Source organism: Yersinia vastinensis, from assembly GCF_902726565.1.
In the GTDB taxonomy this organism is placed as follows: domain Bacteria; phylum Pseudomonadota; class Gammaproteobacteria; order Enterobacterales; family Enterobacteriaceae; genus Yersinia; species Yersinia vastinensis.
The window spans coordinates 70,548-95,039 of the sequence record NZ_CACVAF010000005.1; the positions used below are offsets into that span (position 1 = coordinate 70,548).

Genomic DNA, 24,492 nt, shown 5'->3' on the forward strand with positions numbered 1-24,492 from the left:
AAATTTAAATAATTAATTGATAAGTAATAACTTTATCATTATCTACGTTAGCTTTTTATTTCATAAATCATTGGGTTTGAATCTTTACCGAGCAGCAATATCCACTCAGCTATACAGCGCCAAAAGCTCGTTCACTTTACTACGGCCAAGGATATTACGGCTGATAGTACGACGCGCTTTGACCACATGCAGTGACGCCTGATGATACCAATCGCGCGTCAATTCTGTGTCGTGATTAGAAATCAGAACCGGGATCTTGTTCTCTGCAGAAAGCTGATAAGCAAGACGAGCCAGATTCTGTTGATCCGCAAGACCAAAATTATTGGTGTGATATGCCGTAAAATTAGCCGTCGCCGATAATGGCGCATACGGAGGATCGCAATAAACCACCGCCCCATGCACAGCTTTTAATAGCGTTTCCTGATAATGCTCACAAACAAAAACAGCATTTTGCGATTTTTCAGCAAACCAATACAGCTCTGACTCTGGGAAGTAAGGTCTTTTGTAACGACCAAAAGGCACATTGAATTCACCGCTCAAATTATAACGACACAGACCGTTATAACAATGGCGATTCAAGTAGAGAAATAATAATGCGCGGCGATAGGCATCGGTACTGGCGTTAAACTCTTGCCGCAGCAGGTAAAACTGTTCGGAATTATTGAAATCGCCAGTAAATAAAACGCGAGCATCCCGCACAAAATCATCGGTGCGGTCCTTCACGATATTGTAGAGGTTGATAAGATCGCTGTTGATATCGGCCAGTATGTAAGACTCATACTCAGTGTTAAGGAACACCGAACCCGCACCGACGAATGGCTCTATCAAGCAGTCTCCCGCTGGAAGATGGCGTCGTATGTCATCAACCAGCGGATATTTCCCACCAGCCCATTTTAAAAAAGCGCGGTTTTTCTTCATGCCGTCAGTTAGCTACTTAATAATTCAGAGCCGCAGATTGTACTCTGTTTCAGACAGCACATCAGCGCACAAATAAGAATGATTTATTTTTTAAGGTCTTGCTGTACTTGCTGTACAGGTTTAACCCACGGTTTTTTAGCCTGAACATCGGCTGGTAGTGTCGCAATCGCTCTTTTTGCCTCAGCAGAAGAAGCATAATTACCACTCACCAAGATGTACCAAGGCTTACCATCACGTTTAGTTTCATAGACATGATAGTCAGATAATTTTTGCTGCTTAGCATAGGCATTCAAGGTATCAGAACGTGATGCGCTGCTCAGTTGTATCGTAAAATGGCTACCCGGTGCATTTTTCAATGTACTGCTGCTACCCGTAGAACCCGATTTAGTGACCGCAGAGGCTGCCGGTGAAACTGCAGTTGTCGGCCCCTTATGACCAACAGTCGGTTGCTTGGTTGCTGTGGTGGCTTGTTTTTGCACTGGGTGAGTCGTTGCTTCCCGTGCCGTTGGCGCTTTCGCACCTTTCGAGCCAGAAACCGTTGCCGGTGCTGTCGGTAAGGTTGATACCTGACCGTCGTTCATGTTCTGAGACAAAGTATCGACTTGCCCTTGTGTCTGAGAAAGTGCATCAGACATGTTGCCCGGCAATTCAACACGCTGGGTCGGGCCATTTGCAGAAGACAGTGGCGCGGCCTCGGTCGGTGTCGGAGAGATAGGCGGAACACTAATATCTTGTGGCTGGGCTGTATTTCTCACGCCGTTGGCATCATGACCGTCGCTGGCATTGTTTGCCACACCGGGTTGTGTGTTGTTGCCGCTAGTGAGTGAAGCGGAATCTGACAGATTAATGTTTCTCGCCGCATCCACATTCGGATTCTGTTGGGATGCTTCATGCTCTGTCGGTGCCTTAAGCGCTGAACCGATGGCAATAATGATCAACAACAACACCAAAATGCCGATACCAATCATCATATGTTGGCGCGAAACCGCAAGCTTAGGCCCAGTCGAAGCACGACGGGCACGAGTAGGACGACGGTCACTGCTATCTGGCTTCAGATCGTCTTCCGGTTTTAAATCATCCATCTAAACCCTCCAACTAGAGGCAAAAGCCTACCGCCGTTATCACTGCGGCCCGGCTGATTGATTTTACTGGCTGCAAACGGGCTAGACCGCCCGTAGCAAAGGAATATGATGTTCTTATGATACAGCATCATAGAGCTTATGAGCATAGAACTTATAAACATTGAGTTATAAACATTGGGTTATAAACACAGGTTTATGAATACCGTCTTATGCCACTTCCTATTACTGGCAATCAGCTATCGACGCCAGCACTATATCATGTGCAATACCGCTACGGATTTCTGACTTCCCTATCGCCGTTGGCAGCACCAAACGAAGTTCGCCTGCCAACACTTTTTTATCTCGCATCATATGCGGCAGATAGGATTCTGGCGTCATTTCCTGCGGCCCACAGACGGGTAGACCGGCACGTAAAAGTAGTTTCTTGATACGCTCAATATCACCGGCAGAGAATTGGCCCAACCGGTAAGACGTATGCGCGGCCATCATCATGCCAGCAGCAACAGCTTCCCCGTGTAGCCATACGCCATAACCCATTTCGGCCTCAATGGCATGGCCATAAGTATGACCCAAATTGAGTAAAGCGCGCATTCCGCTCGTTTCATGTTCATCTGCGGCAACAACATCGGCTTTTAATTCGCAGCAACGGCGTATGCAGTAGGCTAAAGCCGACATATCTAGTGCGAGTAATGCGTCGATATTATCTTCTAACCACGAGAAGAAATCAGCGTCAAGAATGATACCGTATTTGATAACTTCAGCCAGCCCGGAAGCAAGCTCGCGTGGAGGGAGGGTTTTGAGACAATTAAGGTCAATCACCACCGATGCGGGCTGGTAGAAAGCACCAATCATGTTCTTGCCCAATGGATGGTTCACTGCGGTTTTACCACCGACAGAAGAATCCACTTGAGAAAGTAAGGTGGTAGGAACTTGAATAAAGCGAACACCGCGCTGATAACAAGCTGCGGCAAAACCGGTCAGGTCGCCTACTACACCGCCACCTAAGGCAACAAGCGTAGTATCACGACCGTGCGGTTTCTCCAGAAGGGCAGAAAATACCTGCTCCAGTACGCTGAGAGATTTATACTGTTCACCATCAGGTAAAATCACCTGATCGACTTTGATACCGCGTTGTTCCAACACCGTCCGGAGCGAATCCAGATAGAGTGGAGCCAGCGTTTGGTTAGTGACCAGCATGACTTGATCACCCGCTTTTAACGGCTCAAAAGAAGCCGGATTATCAAACAATCCAGCAGCTATCGTAATCGGGTAGCTACGCTCCCCTAACGTGACAGTAATCTTCTCCATGTCGCGCCCAGTAACCTTCTTAACTTACGCCCGCGGGCATTAGTAAAATGCTAAAATCAGTTACTTTCCAGCATGTTGATAATCTGGTTAGCAACAACTTTCGCGCTTTGATCGTCAGTGCGGATGGTGACATCTGCAATTTCTTCGTACAACGGATTACGTTCTCTTGCCAGTGCTTCTAACACTTCACGTGGAGGCGAATCAACCTGTAGCAACGGACGTTTTTTGTCACGCTGTGTCCGGGCCAACTGCTTCTCGATAGTGGTTTCTAAATACACCACAACGCCACGGGCTGACAAACGGTTACGGGTTTCTCTGGATTTAACAGAGCCACCACCGGTTGCCAGAACAATGCCTTGTTTTTCCGTCAGTTCATTAATCACTTTTTCTTCACGATCGCGGAAACCTTCTTCGCCTTCCACGTCGAATACCCAGCCCACGTCAGCTCCGGTACGTCGCTCAATTTCTTGATCAGAGTCGAAAAACTCCATATTGAGTTGCTGAGCTAACTGACGACCAATAGTGCTTTTGCCGGCACCCATAGGCCCAACCAGAAAGATATTGCGTTTCTCTGCCATGTTTTTGGTATTACTAAGACTATTCGTTAATGATAACCCGCCCCGCCAATCAAATTAGCGGCGGGACCTAAACTGAAACCTCATGAGCGATAGTGCGAGATCAGACTGAAAATTATCTCAGCACTTCTGGTAGTTTGGCAACCGAATAAATCGTTGTACACGTCGTGGGAGGGAAACCATACGTTTTTATCGGCGTATCAACGTTATTAAAAACCTCGGAGCTCAATTCGGTAACCCTTGTAAGCTAAATCTGACGCAGCGTCAAATTTAGAAGCCTCCTATCACACAAAAAGTTGCAGAAAGTCACCAAGATTGGTCTGTTTTTAGAAAACAGCACTTCGTCAGGCTCAAGCGCTGATTAACCTTGGCGTAATGAAAATGACTAACTCTCGCCGACTTTGTTGTTGAGCATCTTGTTTAAACAGTGCACCCAGCCAAGGGATCTCGGCCAAGAGTGGGACTTTATTCACACCTTGACTGCTTTTTTGCTGGAAAATCCCACCCAACACAATGGTTTCGCCATCTTTGACGGTGATTTGAGTTTTTATCTCCTGCTTATCTATTAATAATGTTTCACTATCACCTCGCTTCATTGCCATGCCCGGCATATTTTGGCTGATTTTCAAGTCTAGAGTAATTTTGCCATTACGCAGTATTTTCGGGGTAACTTCCATCCCCAGTACCGCCTCTTTAAATTCAGTCGTTGCCGCCCCTTTTTTACCCTTTGAGACGGTATAAGGGATATCGGAGCCTTGCTTGATACTGGCCGTTTGTTGATGTGACGTCACCAAGCGAGGGCTGGCAATAATATCGACCTGATTTTCTTGCTCTAATGCACTTAGCTCCAGCTCCAGCAACCGCCCACCGATGCGAGCGACATTGAATCCTACACTGACCGCGCTATTGGGTAGCGGCAAGTTGACATTAAAATCGCTCATTCTAAGTGAAGTATTCGGTTTCTCGTCCCCCATTCCCCAGCGCACACCCAGCTCTTGTAAGTTCTCACGGCTGATAGTCACAATATGGGCCGCTAACTGCACTTGCTGTAAAGGCAAATCCATTTCTAATAGCCAACTTTTCAATAATGCTAATGATGCGGGAGTATCGCGAATTAATAATGTATTTGTACGTTTATCTACCACCACACTACCCAGAGGAGAGAGTAGCCCTCCCTCGGCAAGATCTAAACTCTCGGCGACCTGTTCAGCATCGGCGTGTTGCAAGGCCATTGTCAGATTGCTTAGGGACTGCGGAGCCGCCTTTTGTTTATCTCGCAACTGCCTTTCTTCAATATCCTGTTCTGTGAACACCATCATCACCGCCCCCTCACGTTCAACTTTCAGGCGACTCATGCGTAAGACCGTAGCCAATGCTTGCTCCCAAGGGATATCAACGAGCCTCAAACTAAGATTGCCACCAACATCGGCCGCAATAACTAAATTCAATTGCCGATAATCAGCCAGTGCCTGCAACACCATAGAAACGGGTGCGTCCTGAAATGCTAAAGTCACTGGCTCGTTGGCTGTTGTACTATGGGAGACGGTGCTTGTGAGTAACATCATGATAAACAAAAGAAGAGGTGATTTTTTCTGAGCGGTATCAAGCGCGAAAGAAAGGCGACTCTTAATACTGATTTTATAAATATCCATCAGGTTAATTCCTTTTAATGCTGATTTTTAAAGCGAGTTCTTAATTAACGCATTGATAACACCACGGCTCCAGTTCCCTCTGAGCACGAACTGTCTGGGTTAGCATGTTGCAAAATGACTTGCCGCTCGCTCGCACTAATATGGGTCACTTGCCAATCTGGCAGCAACTGCGTTGTTATCACGACCTTTTGCCACTGACCTTCTGGCCGCTTTACCCAACCAGAGTGGTAATCTTCGCCACGCACAATACCCTGTAACTGCCATGTCGCAAGATTCTCTCGTCCATCATTACAAGACACCGCCGACACGGGTTGAAAAGGGTCACGCCCGATATCTGATGATAATGATGCGGCGTACGCGAGAGGACCCCATATAACCGCCAGCAATAATCCCCCCACGACCACCCTGCGGTTACAATTATTCACGCATTTCTCCCGCCAGATATTCTTTCAAATTGAGTTTCACTATTAGTGCCGAGTGATCGCGCATAATCCCAATTAACTGGATCTGGACAGGCGATGTGATTGCCGATAGCTGGTTAAGTAAGTGAAGTAACCCATCAAAATTAACCCGCAAAGTCGCATGCCACTGCTGGTATTTGACGGAGCCCGCTGCGGCCTCAACCTCTAGTTCAGTTTGTCGCTGCCAATCAACCACCCGCCCACCATACGGCGTAATCCATAAACCGACCCAATGAGCCATTGGGTTTGATGGTTGCCATGACCTTTCTGTTGCGCTTAATGTCGCGATTTGCTGTTGCAGGTGGGGCAACGATGGTAACTGCGCCAATGCTGACTGTTGATGCTCAATTTGCTGTTGATGCTCGACTATTTTATCGGTTGCGCGTTGTTGTAGTTGCCACTCAGGGCGCAAGATACCGCCATAAATCATCATGCTAATCAACCCAAGCCCGCCCCACAGGTATAAACAAATCTGCCATCCAGGCCGGTCTATCCAGCGTTGAAGCTGCTTATTCATCCTGATTCCCCTTATCCAGCCAGTTAGCGCGAACCACAAAGCGAAAATTACCGTCATCTTGTTGAATAATCTTGTGTAAACGCACATTGGCCAACAATGGCATACGACCCAACTGCACCAAAAAGGCATTAATAGCGGCATAGTCTTGGCTGATCGCTTCAAAAATCAGTTTTTCACTTTGCGGTATGACACTAACCAACCAGCAGCTATCCGGTATTTGCTGTGATAGTTGCTGTAATAGCGTTGAGTACCGTCGTGCGGGTTGGTGCACTTGCCGATAAAACTGCAAGCGCTGCTCTGCTTGCTGCAATTGAACCATTGCTTGCTGCACCTTTTGGTGGTGCTGACTCAATTCGTTTTGCTGTTGTACGAGTGCCGCCAAGCGCCCCTGCTGATTGAGGTGCTCTTTGTGTGACTGCATCAATATCCCCCCCAGCACCAAGCCAAAAAGAGTGCATTGGCACAACCCGATATTGCGCCAAAATCGATAGCGCGTTAACTGGCGCTCGGTACGCCATGATGAAAAATTAACCTGATACATCAGGCGTCCGCCGGGCGCAATGCCAGCCCTCCCGCCAAAGTAAATGCCGAGGGCAAAGACGGCAAAGGCGGCTGATACTGGGTAAATGCGGTAAAAGGGGACCAAGCGGTTGTATTTTCAGGAAGAGGTTCATCTACTGTGCTGCTGTAATAGATAGCCAAAGGCACACGACTTTCGCCGGAATAGACAACATTTTGCTTGGGATAACGAGATCGCAGTTGTGCCAATAATGTCGATAGTGGGTTGCTCCCTTGCGGCAAAAGGGCTTCAGAGCTGCCCTCATCTAAGTCAATGGCGGCCACACCAAAGTCAAACGGCAGATCACTGGACGATACCCACAACCACTCATTTGCCAAACGATGAACCAAGTAATATGCCCCCGATAGCCCTGCAGCAGTCGCCATGTAGCGCAGAGCGCAAGGGGTGATATCAATGACGTGCGAAGGCAGGTCGGCTTGATGTAAGCAGGTTTGCCATTGCTGAACTTCTAACAGGCGAGCAGCAGTCATCAACAACTCACCACCGGATGTGCTTACAGCCCGGTAATCCAACGCTAATTCTTGACGATTGACCGGGAATAATCGACTGGCGGCAGCGCTAATATAGCCCTCTTGCTCGGGTTCACGCATCCGGCTATCTGGTGTAGGAAGTGATTGTTGCAAGATACGCTGGGCAGGTAATGCAATTCGTAATGAAATATGTCGTGGTAATTGTTTGCGCAATAATTTGAGTTTGTCGCTAACAATGTCTGGCTGTTGTAAAATACCTTCGTGCCAAACACCAGAAGGTAAGGTTTGAGACCACCAATAGCGTAGTTGCCAGCCATAGCGGCGCCTGACAACAGCCAGTGCGCGTATAGCCTCCATTTGAATATCTAGCCCAACCTGCCAATATTGTGAGTACATCTTGGTCGACCTCCGTGTCGAGAGAGAATAAAAGAACGTATCCATGTTACGGGCTTGCCTTTATACTACGGCGCGGTTGTTTATAAACTGCCCAATTGACATTGAATGGGAAATCTCAGGTGAAGTTCGTAAAGTATTTTTTGATCCTTGTAGTGTGTTGCATTTTACTGGGAGCAGCCTCGATATTTGGCCTGTACAAATATATTGAGCCTCAGCTACCCGATGTTGCCACACTGAAAGATGTCCGGCTGCAAACACCAATGTTGGTGTATAGCGCCGAAGGCGAATTGATCGCTCAATACGGTGAAAAACGCCGTATCCCTTTGACATTAAAACAAATCCCACCAGAAATGGTGCATGCGTTTATTGCCACAGAAGATAGCCGATTCTATGAGCATCATGGTGTGGATCCTGTGGGTATCCTGCGTGCAGCCTCTATTGCCATGGTTTCGGGTCGCGCCTCCCAAGGGGCAAGTACCATTACCCAGCAATTAGCGCGAAACTTTTTCTTAAGCCCGGAACGAACCTTGATGCGTAAAATCAAGGAAGCTTTTCTGGCTATTCGTATTGAACAGTTACTGACGAAAGATGAAATTCTTGAGCTGTATCTGAACAAGATTTATCTGGGCTACCGCGCTTATGGCGTCGGTGCTGCTGCACAGGTTTATTTCGGCAAAGATGTCAGTGAATTAACACTCAGCCAGATGGCGATGATTGCCGGATTGCCGAAAGCACCGTCAACCTTCAACCCGCTCTATTCGCACGACCGAGCGGTTGCACGCCGCAATGTGGTGTTATCGCGCATGCTGGATGAGAAATATATCACTCAGGCGCAATACGATCAGGCGCGCAGTGAAGAGTTGGTCGCCAACTACCACGCTCCGCAAATTGCTTTTTCTGCCCCTTACCTGTCAGAAATGGTACGTCAGGAGATGATTAAGCGTTACGGTGAAAACGCGTATACCGATGGTTATCAGGTCTATACCACCATCACCAGAAAGCTCCAATTAGCTGCCGTTGACTCTTTACGCGCCAACGTCTTGGCGTATGACATGCGCCATGGTTATCGCGGCCCATCCAATGTGTTATGGAAAGTGGGTGAAAGCGCGTGGAGTCATGAGCAAATTATCGATTCGCTGAAAACCTTGCCAGTTTATGGCCCACTCTTACCTGCAGTGGTCACTCAAGCGAATCCTGAGCAAGCCACCGCCATATTGGCGGATGGGAGCAACGTAACGCTACCGATGGCCGGTATGCGTTGGGCACGTCCGTTTAAATCGGATAATGCTCAAGGACCAACCCCGAAGAAAGTCACGGATGTAGTTCAGCCGGGCCAGCAAATTTGGGTGAGAAAAGTAGACGACAATTGGTGGCTGGCCCAAGTGCCAGATGTCAACTCGGCTCTGGTTTCTATCGACCCGAATAATGGTGCAATTAAGGCATTGGTGGGCGGTTTTGACTTTAACCAAAGTAAATTTAACCGTGTAACTCAAGCATTGCGTCAGGTCGGGTCCAATATCAAACCGTTCCTGTATACCGCAGCGATGGACAAAGGCCTAACTTTGGCAAGCATTCTCAATGACTTGCCGATTACACGTTGGGATGCTGGTGCGGGTACAGACTGGCGACCAAAGAACTCACCACCGACTTATGACGGCCCTATTCGTTTGCGCCAAGGCTTAGGCCAATCTAAGAACGTGGTTATGGTGCGAGCCATGCGTGCCATGGGTGTTGATTATGCCGCTGAGTACCTGCAACGCTTTGGTTTCCCAGCACAAAACATTGTGCATTCGGAGTCACTGGCATTAGGTTCCGCGTCATTTACACCATTGCAGCTCGTACGTGGTTATGCGGTGTTGGCAAACGGGGGCTATTTGGTCGATCCGTATTTCATCACCAAAATCACTGATGACGTCGGCAATGTGCTGTTTGAAGCCAAACCAAAGATTGTTTGTGAAGAGTGCAATTTGCCCGTTATTTACGGTGATACTCAACGTTCTGTCGTGCTATCCGACGATAATACTGAAAACGTTGCGACCTCACAGACCAATAGCGCTAGCAATGTTCCGATGCCGGAACTTGAGCAAGTGACGCCAGCCCAAGCGAAGCTCAACAATGATGAGCAATATGCTCCTCATGTCATCAGCACTCCGCTGGCTTTCTTGATGCGCGATGCATTGAACTCCAACATCTTCGGGGAACCGGGTTGGATGGGGACAGGCTGGCGTGCGGGGCGTGATTTGAAACGCAGAGATATTGGCGGTAAAACCGGGACGACCAACAACTCGAAAGATGCTTGGTTCTCTGGTTATGGCCCAGATACCGTGACTTCAGTTTGGATTGGCTTTGATGACCATCGCCGTGACTTAGGGCGCAGTACGGCATCTGGAGCAATACCAGACCAGATTTCTGGGGCAGAGGGTGGGGCAAAGAGTGCCCAACCCGCATGGGATGACTTTATGAAAGCGGCACTTGAAGGGCTGCCGGAAAAACAAGTCCCACCGCCACCTGGTATCGTCAGTGTCGTTATCGATAAACAAACGGGTAAGCTATCCACTGGTGGGCCAGGCAGCCGCTCAGAGTACTTTATCGAAGGGACGCAACCGACTGAGTATTCAGTGCATGAAGCGGGCACAACATTGATGGACAACGGCCAGACTCACGAATTGTTCTGATGATGTCGCGTGATGCTAATGGCTGAACGGTCATTAGCGCCAAAATAAAAGCCGGGAAATCGAAAGATCTTCCCGGCTTTTTATAGGGTCCCGCTTAATATCAAGTGATACCCATTTCATTAAAAAATGCCTGAGCCAGAAATAGCGCACTGACATTACGCGCCTCACTAAAGCCGGGTTGATCAAGCAGCGCCATCATATTCGCAATAGGCCAACGCACTTGTGGCATTGGCTCAGGCTCGTCACCCTCCAGACTTTGAGGATAAAGGCCCTGCGCGATAACCACATTCATTTTGCTAGAGAAGTAGGACGGTGCCATCGTCAGTTTCCTGAGATAATCAAAACGCTTGGCTCCAAACCCAACCTCCTCCATCAATTCGCGGTTCGCCGCTTCTAGTACACCTTCGCCGGGATCAATAAGCCCTTTTGGAAAGCCCAGCTCATACTCTTCTATACCGACGGCATATTCGCGGATCAGCAGTAAATCATTGCCGATCACCGGCACAATCATCACCGCTTCACGGTTCGATGGCCGCATACGTTCATAGACACGTTGTACGCCATTGCTGAACTCGAGATCTACCGCTTCAACAGTAAACAAGCGAGAGTGGGCAACCGTTTCTATTTTAAGTATTTTAGGTTTTTGCAGGTGTTTCATGATAGCCCCAAATTAAAAACTCGCTGCCTATCAAACACACATCAGGATAATCCGCGCCATATTATGGTTACTTAATAAGCCACTTTTTTCCTGTTGGTATTAACCAGACACTTTATACTGGAATTTATTAGAACTTGATCACATTGTGCGTTAATGAGAACCTTTATCGCAATGTCAGTTAGATATAATTTACCTGTTTTTAACATGACAGCGAGTTTAGTCAAGATTCCACCGGTTAATTTTCACCCCATCCCAGCTCAATACACGTTAAAACTTGTGTTTGAAAATAGGATTATGCTGATATTACCGATGTTTTAGCCTTGCTATCCTTATCGGTCTACGGGCAGTCGAAGAGCACTTGTATTAGGTTATTTGATGAATAATAGCTGGCGACATGCTAGTTCACTTAATAACTCTGCTATATGACTCTGCACTGTGTTTATGCATAATATGATGCATTCTTTCATAGAGTTGACGTCAGTCAGGGGCGCTCGGATGGGGATGGGATGAGCACAATAGTCTTAATCTTGGCCTTACTGCTGACCAGCCTGATCGCAGTAGGCTTGTGGTGGTGGTTTCGATCCCGGCGCCCTACCCCCGTAACCGCAACCTTGCTGTTCGCAAAACCCACTCATCGTAAACTGACCCGAGAAGAGCGGGTTAACATTGAGAACTACCTACTCAACCAGCAAGATAAACTTGGCTTTAAACCCCAGCCAAGTTTTGATGCCCGCACTCTGACCACTAGCGAAAGCTCTTCCGCAAAGCTGACTCTAACGCCCCAGAGTGACAATGTTTATGCGGTGACTCGTGCAATCACTCGCTATGGCGTGGCGACTGATGAACCCAATAAATGGCGCTATTATCTGGATTCAATTGAAGTCCACCTGCCCGCGTCGTGGGAACAATACATTACTCAGGATAATGACGTAGAGCTTATCCAAACCCAGACAATTCCTTTGGTGATTTCCCTCAACGGCCATACGCTTAAAAATCATCAATCGGAAGCCACTTATCAACCGATTTTGCCGTCTGTCGCACAAAATGCATCAATTCGTAAAGCCGACAGCGAACACATTGAACTGCTTAATATTCGTAAAGAAACACCAGAAGAATATGCCCTGCACGGTTCTAATGGCCTAAAAGAAGCAGGGGCAATTTGTTTGGCGTTGCTTTTGCTGTTTTTCGCACTAACCGGCCCGGCAGTAACACTCCCATGGTTGGTTGTTGTGGCTGCCACCTTAACCGGTTGGGCCTGCTGGAATATGTTTCGCCCACTATCTCAAAAAGATCTGCGTGAGGTTCATTGCTTGAGTGGCATCCCTAAACGCTGGGGGTTATTCGGCGAGTCAAACCAAGGTCAGATGAACAATATCTCTCTGGGGATTGTTGATCTGATTTATCCCGCTCATTGGGGGCCTTATTTTGCTCATGATCTGGGCAAAAAGACCAATATTGATATCTACCTCAATCGTCAGGTTGTCCGTCAGGGGCCTTTTTTGTCTCTGCATGACGAAATGAAACATTTTCCATTGCAGCGTTGGGGTAAAAATCTGACGCTCGTAGCAGGCTCTCTGTTGGTGATGGGGTTATTACTGATTTATGTCCCACTTGGCCTGCCACTGAAATTGAGTGTCGCCTGGTTGCAAGGGGCACAAAGCCAGCAGGTCACCAGCATTGAAGCGCTGGAAAAAATGCCATTACGCATTGGTGATATGTTAAAAGCGCAGGGCACCGGTATGTGCTATGTGCCGCCCAATACCCAAAGCCCGCACAATTTTGTTTTTACCCCTTTTGATTGCTCTGGGATCTATTGGAACAAAGCCGCCCCTTTGCCGCAGCCAGAATCAGAGACCATTGAAAAGGCCGCGGCACTCGTGGCTACCGTCAATCAACAATTACACCCTCAAGGCACGGATACCAACGTCAACCCACAACTGGCTACCGCAATTGAGAAGTCCGGTATGATTTTGCTGGATAACTTTGCTGATATTGTCCTAAAAACACAGGCATTATGCAGTGGCGATACTGACTGTATCCGCCTGAAAAATGCACTGATCAATTTGGGCAATGCCAAAAATTGGTCGAGCCTAGTCAAACGGGCGCAATCGGGTACGTTGAAAGGCATGAATGTATTGTTACGCCCAGTCAGTGCAGATGCACTGGAAAATTTGGTGAAAACAGCCACTTCATCCTTTGTTTACCGTGAAACGCATTTGGCAACAGAAGCCTTAAACAGCCCGCCACCGGGGGGGTTCTTGATCACCAGTGACGAGGGCAAGCAACTCGTCAGCCATCCTGTGCCTTCAGTGCCCTTATTTGATTACAGTGCACTGGAACAGTGGCGCGAATTACAGCGGCTCTCTGGGTTGCTGCTCAATACCCCCTTTAAAGCCGAAGGTATCATCACCAATATCACAACCGACGCCAATGGCACGCGTCATATCGCGTTACACAGCGAGCCAGATATCATAACGCTCGGCCGTTATCTCGGCACCAGCCTATTACTGCTGGTGTTGATTGTCTGCTTAGTGGTGAACACCACCTTGTTAATTCAGCGCATCCTAAAGAATCGTAGCCGTATGGATAATATTCAACGCTACTATGACAATTGCTTTAGCCAAACCCTCGCCCCAACATCATTCCTCCGTTAGCGCTTTTTCGTTTATCATTAGTATTATTTATCACCAAAGTTGTGATTGTGGAGTCGCTATGCCCCCTGAATTTAATTGGCAAGAAATTGATACCGTGTTGCTGGATATGGATGGCACTCTGCTGGATTTGGAGTTCGACAGCCATTTCTGGTTAAAGCAGGTACCGGAAACACTTAGCCAGCATCGGGGCATCCCGCTGGATCAGGCGCATAAAATTATTCATGATGAATATCTTGCTGTGCAACATACCTTAAATTGGTATTGCTTCGATTACTGGAGTGAGCGGCTGGACTTAGACATTTATGCCATGACCACGCAAGCCGGGAGCCGAGTGCGGTTGCGTGAAGATACCAAGCCATTTTTAACCCGTTTGCGCGAACGTGGCCTGCAAACCATTTTGCTTACCAATGCCCATCCACACAGCCTGGCGGTAAAAATGGAGCATACGGCCCTCGACCAGCACCTTGATTTATTACTTTCCACCCATACATTTGGGTATCCAAAGGAAGATCAACGTCTGTGGCAAGCTGTCACTCAGCATACAGGGCTGAATCCAGCCAGAACCTTATTTGTCGATGACAGCGAAACAATTTTGGATGCCGCGCGCACCTTTGGTATCCGCTACTGTCTGGGAATAGAAAATCCGGATTCCAGTTGTGCTGATAAAACCTTTCACAGCCATCCAGCAATCAATGACTACCGCAAGTTATTGCCTGCATTGCAGTTACGTTATTCATAAAGTGAATGCAGCCAACACCGCCGTGGCTTCAAGTACAAAGGGTATGCAGGAGGAATATGCATGAAAGAGAAACCAACCTCTGACGAATCGGTTCGGCTGGACAAATGGCTTTGGGCTGCCCGGTTTTATAAAACCAGAGCGATAGCGCGGGAAATGGTCGATGGCGGCAAAGTCCATTACAACGGGCAGCGCGGAAAACCAAGTAAGCTGGTGGAGCTGAATGCTGAAATCCGTCTGCGTCAGGGCAATGACGAACGCACCGTGCGGGTCTTGGCGCTCAACAGCCAGCGCCGGGGGGCCAGTGAAGCACAAGCTTTATACGAAGAAACCGAGGCCAGCATTGCCAACCGCGAAAAAGTGGCGCAGGCGCGTAAATTAAATGCCCTGACCATGCCACACCCGGACCGGCGACCGGATAAAAAAGAGCGTCGCAACCTGATCAAATTTAAACAAGGCGAGCCAGAGTAAGTCGCCGCCCAAATGAGAGAAAACTATGTCTAATCACGACCAGTTACACCGCTATCTGTTTGCTAACCATGCTGTGCGCGGTGAACTCGTTTCAGTTAATGAAACCTACCAGCAGGTATTAGCCAACCATGATTACCCACCCGCGGTACAAAAACTGCTAGGCGAAATGTTGGTCGCGACCAGTTTGCTAACCGCTACCCTCAAATTTGACGGGGATATCACCGTACAATTACAGGGCGGTGATGGCCCGCTATCACTGGCAGTCATTAACGGCAATAACCAGCAAGAAATGCGCGGTGTTGCCCGTTTTAAAGGCGAAATCAGCGATGAAAGCACCCTAAAAGAGATGGTCGGCAATGGTTATCTGGTCATCACCATTACCCCCGCTCAAGGTGAGCGTTATCAGGGTGTCGTCGCACTGGAAGGTGAGACCATTGCAGCCTGTCTGGAAAATTATTTCATGCAGTCTGAACAGCTACCTACTCGTCTGTTTATCCGTACCGGCAGCGTAGAAGGGAAAGCCGCTGCAGGCGGGATGCTGTTGCAAGTACTGCCAGCGCAAGAGCGCAATGAAGATGAGTTTGACCATCTGGCACAACTGACCACCACCATTAAGGCTGAGGAGCTATTTACGCTGCCAGCCAATGAAGTGCTGTATCGTTTATACCATCAGGAAGAAGTGACGTTATATGAGCCACAAAATGTCAGTTTCCGCTGCACCTGTTCTCGTGAACGTTGTGCTGATGCATTAGTAACATTGTCTGAAGATGACGTGAAAGAAATGCTTGAGCAGGATGGTAATATCGATATGCATTGCGAATATTGCGGCAATCACTACCTGTTTGATGCTGTGGATATTGCCACCCTAAAAAATGGGAATAGCCCTTCTTCAGAGCAAATTCATTAATTCTTGTAATACTTGGTTGGGTGCTGACTCGTGCCCAGCCATTCCTTCTCGCGTTTCACTCTTGCTACAATCCGTGTTCTATCTCTCATAACCCAGCGAAAAGTAGGCCATATGTCAAAATATTTGATAGCTATCGCTGTTAATCAGAGATGAGGATTTACAATCGCTGGTAGAAAATTGACGATCCAGGAGTTATGACATGAGTGTTAAAGGAATTACCCCGCAGGAGCTCGCCGCCTATGGCATCCATAACGTCAGCGAGATTGTTTACAACCCAAGCTATGATTTACTGTTCCAGGAAGAGACCAAACCCACGCTGGAAGGATACGAGCGCGGAACCCTCACCACCACAGGAGCAATAGCGGTCGATACTGGTATCTTTACCGGCCGTTCGCCAAAAGATAAATATATTGTTCGCGACGATATCACTCGGGATACCGTGTGGTGGGCCGATCAGGGCAAAGGCAAAAATGATAACAAGCCACTGAGCCAAGAAACCTGGAACCACCTAAAAGGGTTGGTTACCAAGCAACTGTCAGGCAAGCGTCTGTTTGTTGTTGATACCTTCTGCGGTGCTAATGCCGATACTCGTCTACAAGTTCGCTTCGTCACTGAAGTGGCTTGGCAAGCACATTTCGTTAAAAACATGTTTATCCGCCCATCGGATGAAGAATTGGCCCACTTCGAGCCTGATTTTATCGTCATGAATGGGGCTAAATGCACGAATCCGAATTGGAAAGAGCAAGGTCTGAATTCTGAGAACTTTGTTGCCTTTAACCTGACAGAACGTATGCAGCTGATTGGCGGCACATGGTATGGCGGTGAAATGAAGAAAGGTATGTTCTCCATGATGAACTACCTGTTGCCACTGAAAGGCATTGCGTCCATGCACTGTTCGGCCAACGTTGGTGAAAATGGGGATGTCGCCATTTTCTTCGGCTTGTCCGGTACCGGTAAAACCACCTTGTCCACAGATCCGAAACGCAAGTTGATTGGCGATGATGAACACGGTTGGGATGATGACGGTGTATTTAACTTTGAAGGGGGTTGTTACGCCAAAACCATCAAGTTATCCGAAGAAGCAGAACCCGATATTTATCATGCAATTAAACGTGATGCGCTGTTGGAAAACGTGGTTGTGTTGGCCGACGGAACTGTTGATTTCAATGACGGTTCCAAAACTGAAAACACCCGTGTCTCTTACCCGATTTACCACATCGAAAATATCGTTAAACCGGTCTCTAAAGCGGGCCACGCCACCAAGGTTATTTTCCTGACGGCCGATGCTTTTGGTGTCTTGCCTCCGGTATCTCGCTTGACGGCAAATCAAACCCAGTATCACTTCCTGTCTGGCTTTACGGCCAAACTTGCTGGTACTGAGCGCGGTGTCACCGAGCCGACTCCCACCTTCTCGGCCTGCTTTGGCGCAGCATTCTTGTCACTGCACCCAACGCAATATGCAGAAGTGCTGGTCAAGCGCATGCAAGCCGTGGGTGCACAGGCTTATCTGGTCAATACGGGCTGGAATGGTACTGGCAAACGGATTTCTATCAAGGATACCCGCGGTATTATCGATGCCATTCTGAATGGTGAAATTGATAAAGCCGAAACATTTACCTTACCAATCTTCGATCTGGCTGTGCCAATGTCATTACCGGGCGTGGACCCAGATATCCTCGACCCACGTGATACTTATGCGGATGTCGCACAGTGGCAAGAGAAAGCCGAAGATTTGGCGAAGCGCTTTACCACTAACTTTGATAAATATACCGATACCCCTGCTGGGGCTGCACTGGTCAGTGCAGGGCCAAAAATCTAAGTTAGTTTAAGATTGTTATATTACGAAGGGGCACAATGTGCCCCTTTTGTTTTTCTGCGGGAGTCGATTTAGCATTTTGGTGGTGAGGGCGGATTGGGGATGAGTTCGGCAGTCTGATTCGGTCGGCATAAGATTGGCAACAACCGTCTCTCCGCTAACTCAACCGCCAAAGGGGTCACAAGCGCGTGACCCCTCCTGGAATCCTCGCGCTTACGTATGGATGCGAATCGCGCTGGCTCGTCAGCCCGAAAGATGCAGAAGGTTTACCCATAGGGTAATATTTCGGCGCAAGCCGCAGATGCAGGAGGGCCTGATTGCCCTCCTGCTCGGTTGAGTCGACTGGGATTCACTGGTCACTGAACGGCTATCAACCGAAACTAAACACCACAAACTCAATATCAGCTATTCCCCACTACCGCAGGCAATCTCGGCTTCACATCTAACGGCAATGGAATATATGCCCGGATCCGCAACCCGCCACGCTCGCTGGTGCCAATATCTAACGAACCGGCATGGGCATCAATAATCCGCTGTACAATTGCCAGCCCCAGCCCAGTGCCACTGGTGCTACGCGCACTGTCACCACGCACAAAAGGCTGGAACAGGTGCTTTAAATCTTCCGGCTTAATACCGGGGCCATCATCTTCCACCTGGAACCAAGCCCGCTGAAGCTCGGTGCCGCTGCTGACTTTTATCCAACCATTACCGTAACGAGCGGCATTCACTACCATATTCGCCAAAGCGCGCTTAATCGATAATGGATGAATATCCACAATGACCTCACCTGCGCATAAATCTGTTTCAATCACCCGCTCATAACCACTTTCTGCGGCAATGACTTCACCTAATACCGCATTAAGATCGCTCGGCTCGGTCGGCATCTCCTGCCCTGTGCGCAAATAATCGATAAATTGCTCGATAATGGCATTGCACTCTTCAATATCTTTATTGATGGACTCGGACAGATAACCGTCGTCTTCACTCATCATTTCCGTCGCCAGACGAATGCGAGTCAACGGTGTCCGTAAATCATGGCTGACCCCAGCCATCAGTAAGGTTCGGTCATCCGCCAGCAACTTCACGCCAGCCGCCATTTGGTTAAATGCCCGGGTAACTGAACGCACCTCCGAAGCGCCATATTCTCGTAACGGAGGCGGAATAATGCCCTTACCAACTTGTAAAGCCGCATGTTCCAGCTCAACCAAGGGTCGATTTTGAATACGGATAAACAGCCAGGCACCACCGACAGCCAGCAACATAATGGCTAAGGTATAGCGGAACAGTGGCGAGAAATCACCCTGATGGATTTCAGTTAATGGCACCCGCACCCAGATATCCGGCGACAACCACGTCTTCAGCCAGACGACCGGCGAGTTTTTATTAACTTCAACACGAACATCCGTTGGCCCACCCAACTGCTGGGCCATCTGATCACTGAGAAATTTGTAATGCTGTGCCCAACGCAGGCCACTTTCCTCTGCCGCAGCATTGGTATAAAGCGAAATCCCCAATTCACGGTAAATCTCACGCCGAAACGCCGGCGGGACTTCAAGTAGCGTGCCATCTTCCAATTGCAGTCGGTCAGTCATCAGCATACGAACTTCGTAGGCCAACACTTTATTAAACTGCTGCAAACTGGGCAAAATGGCGAAATTCAGCACCACCAAATAGGTTGTAACCAAGCTGACAAACAGCAAGGTCACAATCAACAATAAGGTTCGGGCAAATGAGCTACGTGGAGAAAAGCGCCATCGCCTCATGCTTTACTGCCGTCCGGTACAAATACGTAGCCCAAGCCCCAAACGGTTTGGATATAGCGCGGATGCGCTGGATCTTCTTCTACCATACGGCGCAGACGTGAAATCTGTACGTCGATAGAACGTTCCATTGCACTGTATTCACGGCCACGTGCCAAATTCATCAGTTTATCGCGCGATAACGGCTCACGCGGGTGGCTCACCAAGGCTTTCAGCACCGCAAATTCACCGCTGGTCAATGGCATAGGTTCATCTTCACGAAACATCTCACGAGTACCGAGATTCAATTTAAACTTACCAAAAGCAATCACTGCTTCTTCTTGTGAAGGTGCACCTGGTAATTCATTTGCCTGACGACGTAATACAGCACGGATACGTGCCAGCAATTCGCGAGGGTTGAAAGGTTTAGGAATGTAATCATCCGCACCAATTTCCAGCCCGACGATGCGGTCAACTTCTTCACCCTTTGCCGTAACCATAATGATGGGCATTGGGTTGCTCTGGCTACGCAGACGGCGGCAGATAGACAGGCCGTCTTCACCCGGCAACATCAGGTCAAGTACCATCAGGTGGAATGACTCACGGGTTAGCAAGCGATCCATCTGTTCAGCATTGGCAACACTGCGCACCTGAAAACCTTGCTCTGTCAGGTAACGTTCCAACAGCGCACGTAGGCGCATATCGTCATCAACGACCAGAATCTTGTGATTCTCTTGCATTTTATTACTCCCAAAGGCCGTATTGCCCGAATCTGCACATTGTTAGAAAAACTCACTCTAACAGACAGCTATTTATGGTATATATTCTAGTCGAAATTGTTACAAAGCTTATTGTTGTGCCTAATTATCAACACTTTCGTCAAATGGGCGATAGCGAATCTCTAAAATCCAGTAGGTCGCTTCACCATTAGGTGTCTGAACCGTCACCTCATCATCCACCTGTTTACCGATTAAGGCACGAGCCACCGGTGAATCGATAGAAATCCATTTTTTTGCCGGATCAAACTCATCTGGGCCAACCAGACGGAAGATACGCTGTTCTTCTACTTCATTTTCTACCCGCACCCACGCCCCAAAATAGACTTTCCCTTCCTGACGCGGGTCCGGGTCGACTATTTTCAGCACCTCAAGGCGTTTGGTCAAAAAACGCACCCGACGGTCAATTTCTCGCAGCCGTTTCTTGCCATAGATATATTCGGCATTTTCCGAACGGTCACCCATAGCCGCCGCTTCAGAGACCGCCTGAGTCACGACCGGTCGCTCTTCACGCCACAAATAATGCAGCTCACGATCCAACGCCTGCCAGCCTTCACGGGTAATGTAGTTGCTTTTAGCCATAAAATTATCCAATTATCCCTTGAGGATAGATACATCTACTATACCCTATGTTTTTACCGATAAGTTCGGGTTACCTCAAGCCTGACGACCTCTCTACTGGCAATTTATCGGCGCAATCCGTATAACTATCCTCTGCCATTTTTCCTACTCACTAATTGATACCAGACTTATGAATGAACAACTGAGCCGCATTATTGCAAGCGAACTACAGGCACGCCCGGAGCAAGTTGACGCCGCGATACGTCTGCTGGATGAAGGTAATACCGTGCCCTTTATTTCACGGTATCGTAAGGAAGTTACCGGCGGGTTGGATGATACCCAGTTGCGCCAGTTGGAAAGCCGTTTGGGCTATCTGCGCGAACTTGAAGATCGCCGCCAAACCATTCTTAAATCAATTGAAGATCAAGGCAAGCTCACCGAACAACTGGCCAGTGCCATCAATGGCACCATGAGTAAAACCGAGCTAGAAGATTTATACCTCCCTTATAAACCCAAGCGCCGAACCCGCGGGCAGATTGCTATTGAAGCCGGTCTGGAGCCATTGGCAGACAGCTTATGGAATGACCCACAGCAAGACCCTGAACACGTTGCCCAAGCCTATATAGATGCTGACAAAGGTGTCGCAGATACCAAAGCAGCACTGGATGGCGCGCGCTATATCTTGATGGAACGCTTTGCTGAAGACGCGACATTGCTGGCGAAAGTGCGCCAATACTTGTGGAAAAACGCGCATTTAGTATCAAAAGTGGTGGAAGGTAAAGAGCAGGAAGGCGCTAAATTCCGCGATTACTTTGATCACCATGAACCTATCGCCCAAGTCCCTTCCCACCGTGCGCTGGCAATGTTCCGTGGCCGTAATGAAGGTGTGCTGCAACTGGCGCTGAATCCTGATCCACAGTTTGACGAACCGCCTCGCGAAAGTCAGGGTGAACAGATAATCATCAACCACCTCGATTTGCGACTCAATAACGCCCCTGCGGACACTTGGCGTAAAGCCGTAGTCAACTGGACATGGCGTATCAAAGTGCTGCTGCATTTGGAAACCGAGCTAATGAGTACCCTGCGTGAGCGGGCGGAAGATGAAGCCATCAATGTGTTCGCCCGCAATATGCAGGATTTGCTGATGGCAGCACCGGCAGGCATGCGCGCGACCATGGGTCTCGATCCCGGCCTACGTACCGGGGTGAAAGTGGCGGTGGTTGACGCCACCGGCAAGCTGGTTGCTTTCGATACCATCTACCCTCACACCGGGCAAGCCGCCAAAGCTGCGGCTGTGGTAGCGGCCTTGTGTATCAAACATCAGGTTGAATTGGTCGCTATCGGGAACGGCACCGCGTCGCGGGAAACGGAGCGCTTCTTCACCGAACTGCAACAACAATATCCGGCAGTGACGGCGCAAAAAGTGATTGTCAGTGAAGCTGGGGCATCGGTTTACTCCGCTTCTGAGCTGGCCGCGTTGGAGTTCCCGGATCTGGATGTGTCTATCCGTGGTGCAGTTTCTATCGCCCGTCGCTTGCAAGACCCGCTGGCCGAATTGGTTAAAATCGATCCGAAATCCATTGGGGTCGGCCAATATCAGCACGATGTCAGCCAAAGTCAATTGGCGAAAAAGCTAGATGCGGTAGTAGAAGACTGCGTTAACGCCGTGGGGGTGGATTTGAATACTGCGTCCGTGCCTTTATTGACTCGTGTGGCCGGTTTAACCCGCATGATGGCGCAGAATATCGTCAACTGGCGTGATGAAAATGGTCGTTTCCATAACCGTGACCAATTACTGAAAGTCAGCCGCTTGGGGCCAAAAGCTTTTGAGCAGTGTGCTGGTTTCTTACGTATTAATCACGGAGATAACCCACTGGATGCCTCTACGGTGCATCCTGAGGCTTACCCGGTCGTCGAGCGCATTTTGGCGGCAACAGAGCAAGCATTGCAGGACTTAATGGGTAATGCTGCAGCCTTGCGTAATCTTAATCCACGAGACTTCACGACTGAGCGTTTTGGCGTGCCTACCGTTACAGATATCCTGCGCGAGTTAGAAAAACCAGGCCGCGATCCGCGCCCTGAGTTTAAAACCGCCACCTTTGCCGAAGGTGTTGAGACACTCAATGACCTGACACCGGGCATGATCCTTGAAGGTTCGGTCACGAACGTGACGAACTTTGGTGCTTTTGTGGACATTGGTGTTCATCAAGATGGTCTGGTGCATATCTCGTCACTGGCCGATAAGTTTGTTGATGACCCGCACAAGGTGGTTAAAGCCGGTGATATCGTCAAAGTGAAAGTGATGGAAGTGGATTTGCAGCGCAAACGTATTGCGCTAACCATGCGCCTTGATGAACAGCCGGGTGAAGGAGGTTCGCGTCGGGGTAATGCTGGCGAGAACCGTGCTAACACTCAGAATGATAATCGCGGTGCTAGCCGCCCACGTAATAGCCATAACAGCAGTGATTCAAATAACCGTCCACCAGCCAAAGGGCGAGCAGACAGCAATTCTGGCGGAAACAGCGCCATGAGTGATGCGCTAGCTGCGGCGTTTAAAAAGCGCTGATATCTCAACTAGGGCCACATTTTGTGGCCCTTTTTATCGGTGAATTCATAAGAATTCGCGGCAACACCCATAATGTTGAGCCTTTAAAATTGTAAGATTATTTTTTTAAATTAATTAGCACGCAATTCTTTTTTCGGCGCTATCGTCGTAAAAACCAGAAATCAATCTGACTTATTTAACATTATCTTTAACATACTAAAGAGTTTATTGGGTCAATATTGTTAATTTATAAATAATTACAATAACACTCTACAAATTAATTAAAAATCGAATGTTATTTGATTCCAATCATAGTGAAGCGAGTATGTTAATTATCAGTATTTTACAATATATACATTAACTTATACCCCATAGATTTCGAGTAACAGGAAAGCGGCAACGAAATGAACACCAAGGAGTTCAGATAACTCAATGGCTTGGGTGAATGATGGCAGTCACCACGCCTATCACTTGGAAGATAAAGGGAATAAAATAAACATCCAGTTAACTGATTTAACTCATTATTTGCATTTGCGATCATGCTGATTTGGTGGTAAAACAAGCATAAATAAAAATCAGACTCATTAATTATAAAGATAGAATCGTAATGAATACTTACTTTTGAGTATTTGGCCTTAGTTGAATATAAAAACGATTCTCACTATTATTATTTGACTCATTACTTCTTAATGTGAAATTACTCTCATTCTGGTACGCCATTAAGTCATACCCCGAAATCTCAAACACAAAGGGTAAATAGAGGCTTCTATGCATCTTATTCCACAGCGTTCCTACAAAATTGTTGGCTTCTCACCTGAAATTAGCCCAGCTTATCGGCAGAAGTTATTGTCTCTGGGTATGCTACCCGGTTCTTCATTTAATGTTGTCCGTCTTGCACCATTGGGTGACCCCATCCAAATAGAAACCCGTCGGGTCAGTTTGGTGGTACGTAAAAAAGATTTAGACCTGCTGACGCTCGACCTGCAACCCTGACA

21 protein-coding genes are annotated in these 24,492 nt (G+C 48.2%); 8 read left to right on the plus strand and 13 right to left on the minus strand.

Features of this window, described 5'->3' with window-relative positions; all coding sequences use genetic code 11:
• Positions 1-105 precede the first annotated feature (105 nt).
• From dam to pilM, 9 genes are all read right to left on the minus strand, one after another.
• Positions 106-918 (minus strand): adenine-specific DNA-methyltransferase, encoded by an 813-nt coding sequence (dam, locus tag HUZ92_RS09085; RefSeq protein WP_050099560.1) that lies wholly within the window; start codon positions 916-918, stop codon positions 106-108.
• An 83-nt stretch (positions 919-1,001) separates the two neighbouring features.
• Positions 1,002-2,000, minus strand: a complete 999-nt coding sequence (locus HUZ92_RS09090) for an SPOR domain-containing protein (protein ID WP_050099559.1) — start codon at positions 1,998-2,000, stop codon at positions 1,002-1,004.
• 222 nt (positions 2,001-2,222) lie between these two features.
• Positions 2,223-3,308 carry a 3-dehydroquinate synthase gene (aroB, locus tag HUZ92_RS09095; protein ID WP_050099558.1) on the minus strand — a complete coding sequence of 362 codons (1,086 nt, stop codon included), beginning with the start codon at positions 3,306-3,308 and terminating at the stop codon, positions 2,223-2,225.
• A gap of 56 nt (positions 3,309-3,364) precedes the next feature.
• On the minus strand, positions 3,365-3,886 hold the full coding sequence (gene aroK / locus HUZ92_RS09100) for a shikimate kinase AroK (RefSeq protein ID WP_005271698.1): 522 nt from the start codon (positions 3,884-3,886) through the stop codon (positions 3,365-3,367).
• Positions 3,887-4,233: 347 nt separating this feature from the next.
• Positions 4,234-5,448 carry a DNA uptake porin HofQ gene (gene hofQ / locus HUZ92_RS09105; RefSeq protein ID WP_174846822.1) on the minus strand — a complete coding sequence of 405 codons (1,215 nt, stop codon included), beginning with the start codon at positions 5,446-5,448 and terminating at the stop codon, positions 4,234-4,236.
• 131 nt (positions 5,449-5,579) lie between these two features.
• Positions 5,580-5,960, minus strand: a complete 381-nt coding sequence (locus HUZ92_RS09110) for a DNA utilization family protein (protein ID WP_072087705.1) — start codon at positions 5,958-5,960, stop codon at positions 5,580-5,582.
• Positions 5,953-6,513, minus strand: a complete 561-nt coding sequence (locus HUZ92_RS09115; RefSeq protein ID WP_050140003.1) for a hypothetical protein — start codon at positions 6,511-6,513, stop codon at positions 5,953-5,955. Before HUZ92_RS09115 ends, HUZ92_RS09110 begins: the two co-directional genes overlap by 8 nt.
• Positions 6,506-7,054: a PilN domain-containing protein gene (locus HUZ92_RS09120; protein ID WP_050099555.1), complete on the minus strand. Its 549-nt coding sequence runs from the start codon at positions 7,052-7,054 to the stop codon at positions 6,506-6,508. Before HUZ92_RS09120 ends, HUZ92_RS09115 begins: the two co-directional genes overlap by 8 nt.
• Positions 7,054-7,959 carry a type IV pilus biogenesis protein PilM gene (pilM, locus tag HUZ92_RS09125; protein WP_050099554.1) on the minus strand — a complete coding sequence of 302 codons (906 nt, stop codon included), beginning with the start codon at positions 7,957-7,959 and terminating at the stop codon, positions 7,054-7,056. The genes HUZ92_RS09120 and pilM overlap by 1 nt, the downstream gene beginning before the upstream one ends.
• A 119-nt stretch (positions 7,960-8,078) precedes the next feature.
• Here pilM and mrcA point away from each other — a divergent pair, with 119 nt between their 5' ends.
• Complete coding sequence (gene mrcA, locus HUZ92_RS09130) at positions 8,079-10,634, plus strand: peptidoglycan glycosyltransferase/peptidoglycan DD-transpeptidase MrcA (RefSeq protein WP_050140004.1); 2,556 nt, start codon at positions 8,079-8,081, stop codon at positions 10,632-10,634.
• A 100-nt stretch (positions 10,635-10,734) separates the two neighbouring features.
• On the opposite strand, the gene nudE is transcribed toward mrcA, so the two are convergent.
• Positions 10,735-11,292, minus strand: coding sequence for an ADP compounds hydrolase NudE (gene nudE, locus HUZ92_RS09135; RefSeq protein ID WP_050140005.1), 558 nt, complete (start codon positions 11,290-11,292; stop codon positions 10,735-10,737).
• 506 nt (positions 11,293-11,798) lie between these two features.
• On the opposite strand from nudE, the gene HUZ92_RS09140 reads away from it, so the two are divergent.
• The 5 genes from HUZ92_RS09140 to pckA all read left to right on the plus strand — a co-directional run bounded on the left by HUZ92_RS09140 (position 11,799) and on the right by pckA (position 17,879).
• Complete coding sequence (locus HUZ92_RS09140) at positions 11,799-13,946, plus strand: intracellular growth attenuator family protein (protein WP_145579491.1); 2,148 nt, start codon at positions 11,799-11,801, stop codon at positions 13,944-13,946.
• Between the two features lie 58 nt (positions 13,947-14,004).
• Positions 14,005-14,685, plus strand: coding sequence for a GMP/IMP nucleotidase (yrfG, locus tag HUZ92_RS09145; RefSeq protein ID WP_050099550.1), 681 nt, complete (start codon positions 14,005-14,007; stop codon positions 14,683-14,685).
• A gap of 60 nt (positions 14,686-14,745) precedes the next feature.
• Positions 14,746-15,153 (plus strand): ribosome-associated heat shock protein Hsp15, encoded by a 408-nt coding sequence (gene hslR / locus HUZ92_RS09150; RefSeq protein ID WP_145579492.1) that lies wholly within the window; start codon positions 14,746-14,748, stop codon positions 15,151-15,153.
• Between the two features lie 25 nt (positions 15,154-15,178).
• Positions 15,179-16,060: an Hsp33 family molecular chaperone HslO gene (hslO, locus tag HUZ92_RS09155; protein ID WP_050099548.1), complete on the plus strand. Its 882-nt coding sequence runs from the start codon at positions 15,179-15,181 to the stop codon at positions 16,058-16,060.
• Between the two features lie 199 nt (positions 16,061-16,259).
• Positions 16,260-17,879, plus strand: coding sequence for a phosphoenolpyruvate carboxykinase (ATP) (gene pckA / locus HUZ92_RS09160; RefSeq protein ID WP_145579493.1), 1,620 nt, complete (start codon positions 16,260-16,262; stop codon positions 17,877-17,879).
• 398 nt (positions 17,880-18,277) lie between these two features.
• On the opposite strand, the gene envZ is transcribed toward pckA, so the two are convergent.
• The 3 genes from envZ to greB all read right to left on the minus strand — a co-directional run bounded on the left by envZ (position 18,278) and on the right by greB (position 20,973).
• Positions 18,278-19,639, minus strand: a complete 1,362-nt coding sequence (envZ, locus tag HUZ92_RS09165; RefSeq protein WP_050099546.1) for a two-component system sensor histidine kinase EnvZ — start codon at positions 19,637-19,639, stop codon at positions 18,278-18,280.
• Positions 19,636-20,355 (minus strand): osmolarity response regulator transcription factor OmpR, encoded by a 720-nt coding sequence (ompR, locus tag HUZ92_RS09170; RefSeq protein WP_004709363.1) that lies wholly within the window; start codon positions 20,353-20,355, stop codon positions 19,636-19,638. The genes envZ and ompR overlap by 4 nt, the downstream gene beginning before the upstream one ends.
• Positions 20,356-20,475: 120 nt before the next feature.
• Positions 20,476-20,973 (minus strand): transcription elongation factor GreB, encoded by a 498-nt coding sequence (gene greB / locus HUZ92_RS09175; protein WP_050099545.1) that lies wholly within the window; start codon positions 20,971-20,973, stop codon positions 20,476-20,478.
• A gap of 169 nt (positions 20,974-21,142) precedes the next feature.
• Here greB and HUZ92_RS09180 point away from each other — a divergent pair, with 169 nt between their 5' ends.
• Together HUZ92_RS09180 and feoA are read left to right on the plus strand one after the other, a co-directional pair.
• Positions 21,143-23,518, plus strand: coding sequence for a Tex family protein (locus tag HUZ92_RS09180; RefSeq protein ID WP_050099544.1), 2,376 nt, complete (start codon positions 21,143-21,145; stop codon positions 23,516-23,518).
• A gap of 747 nt (positions 23,519-24,265) precedes the next feature.
• The gene (feoA, locus tag HUZ92_RS09185; protein WP_004702177.1) at positions 24,266-24,490 is read left to right on the plus strand and encodes a ferrous iron transporter A; all 225 of its coding nucleotides are present in this window, start codon (positions 24,266-24,268) and stop codon (positions 24,488-24,490) included.
• Positions 24,491-24,492 lie beyond the last annotated feature (2 nt).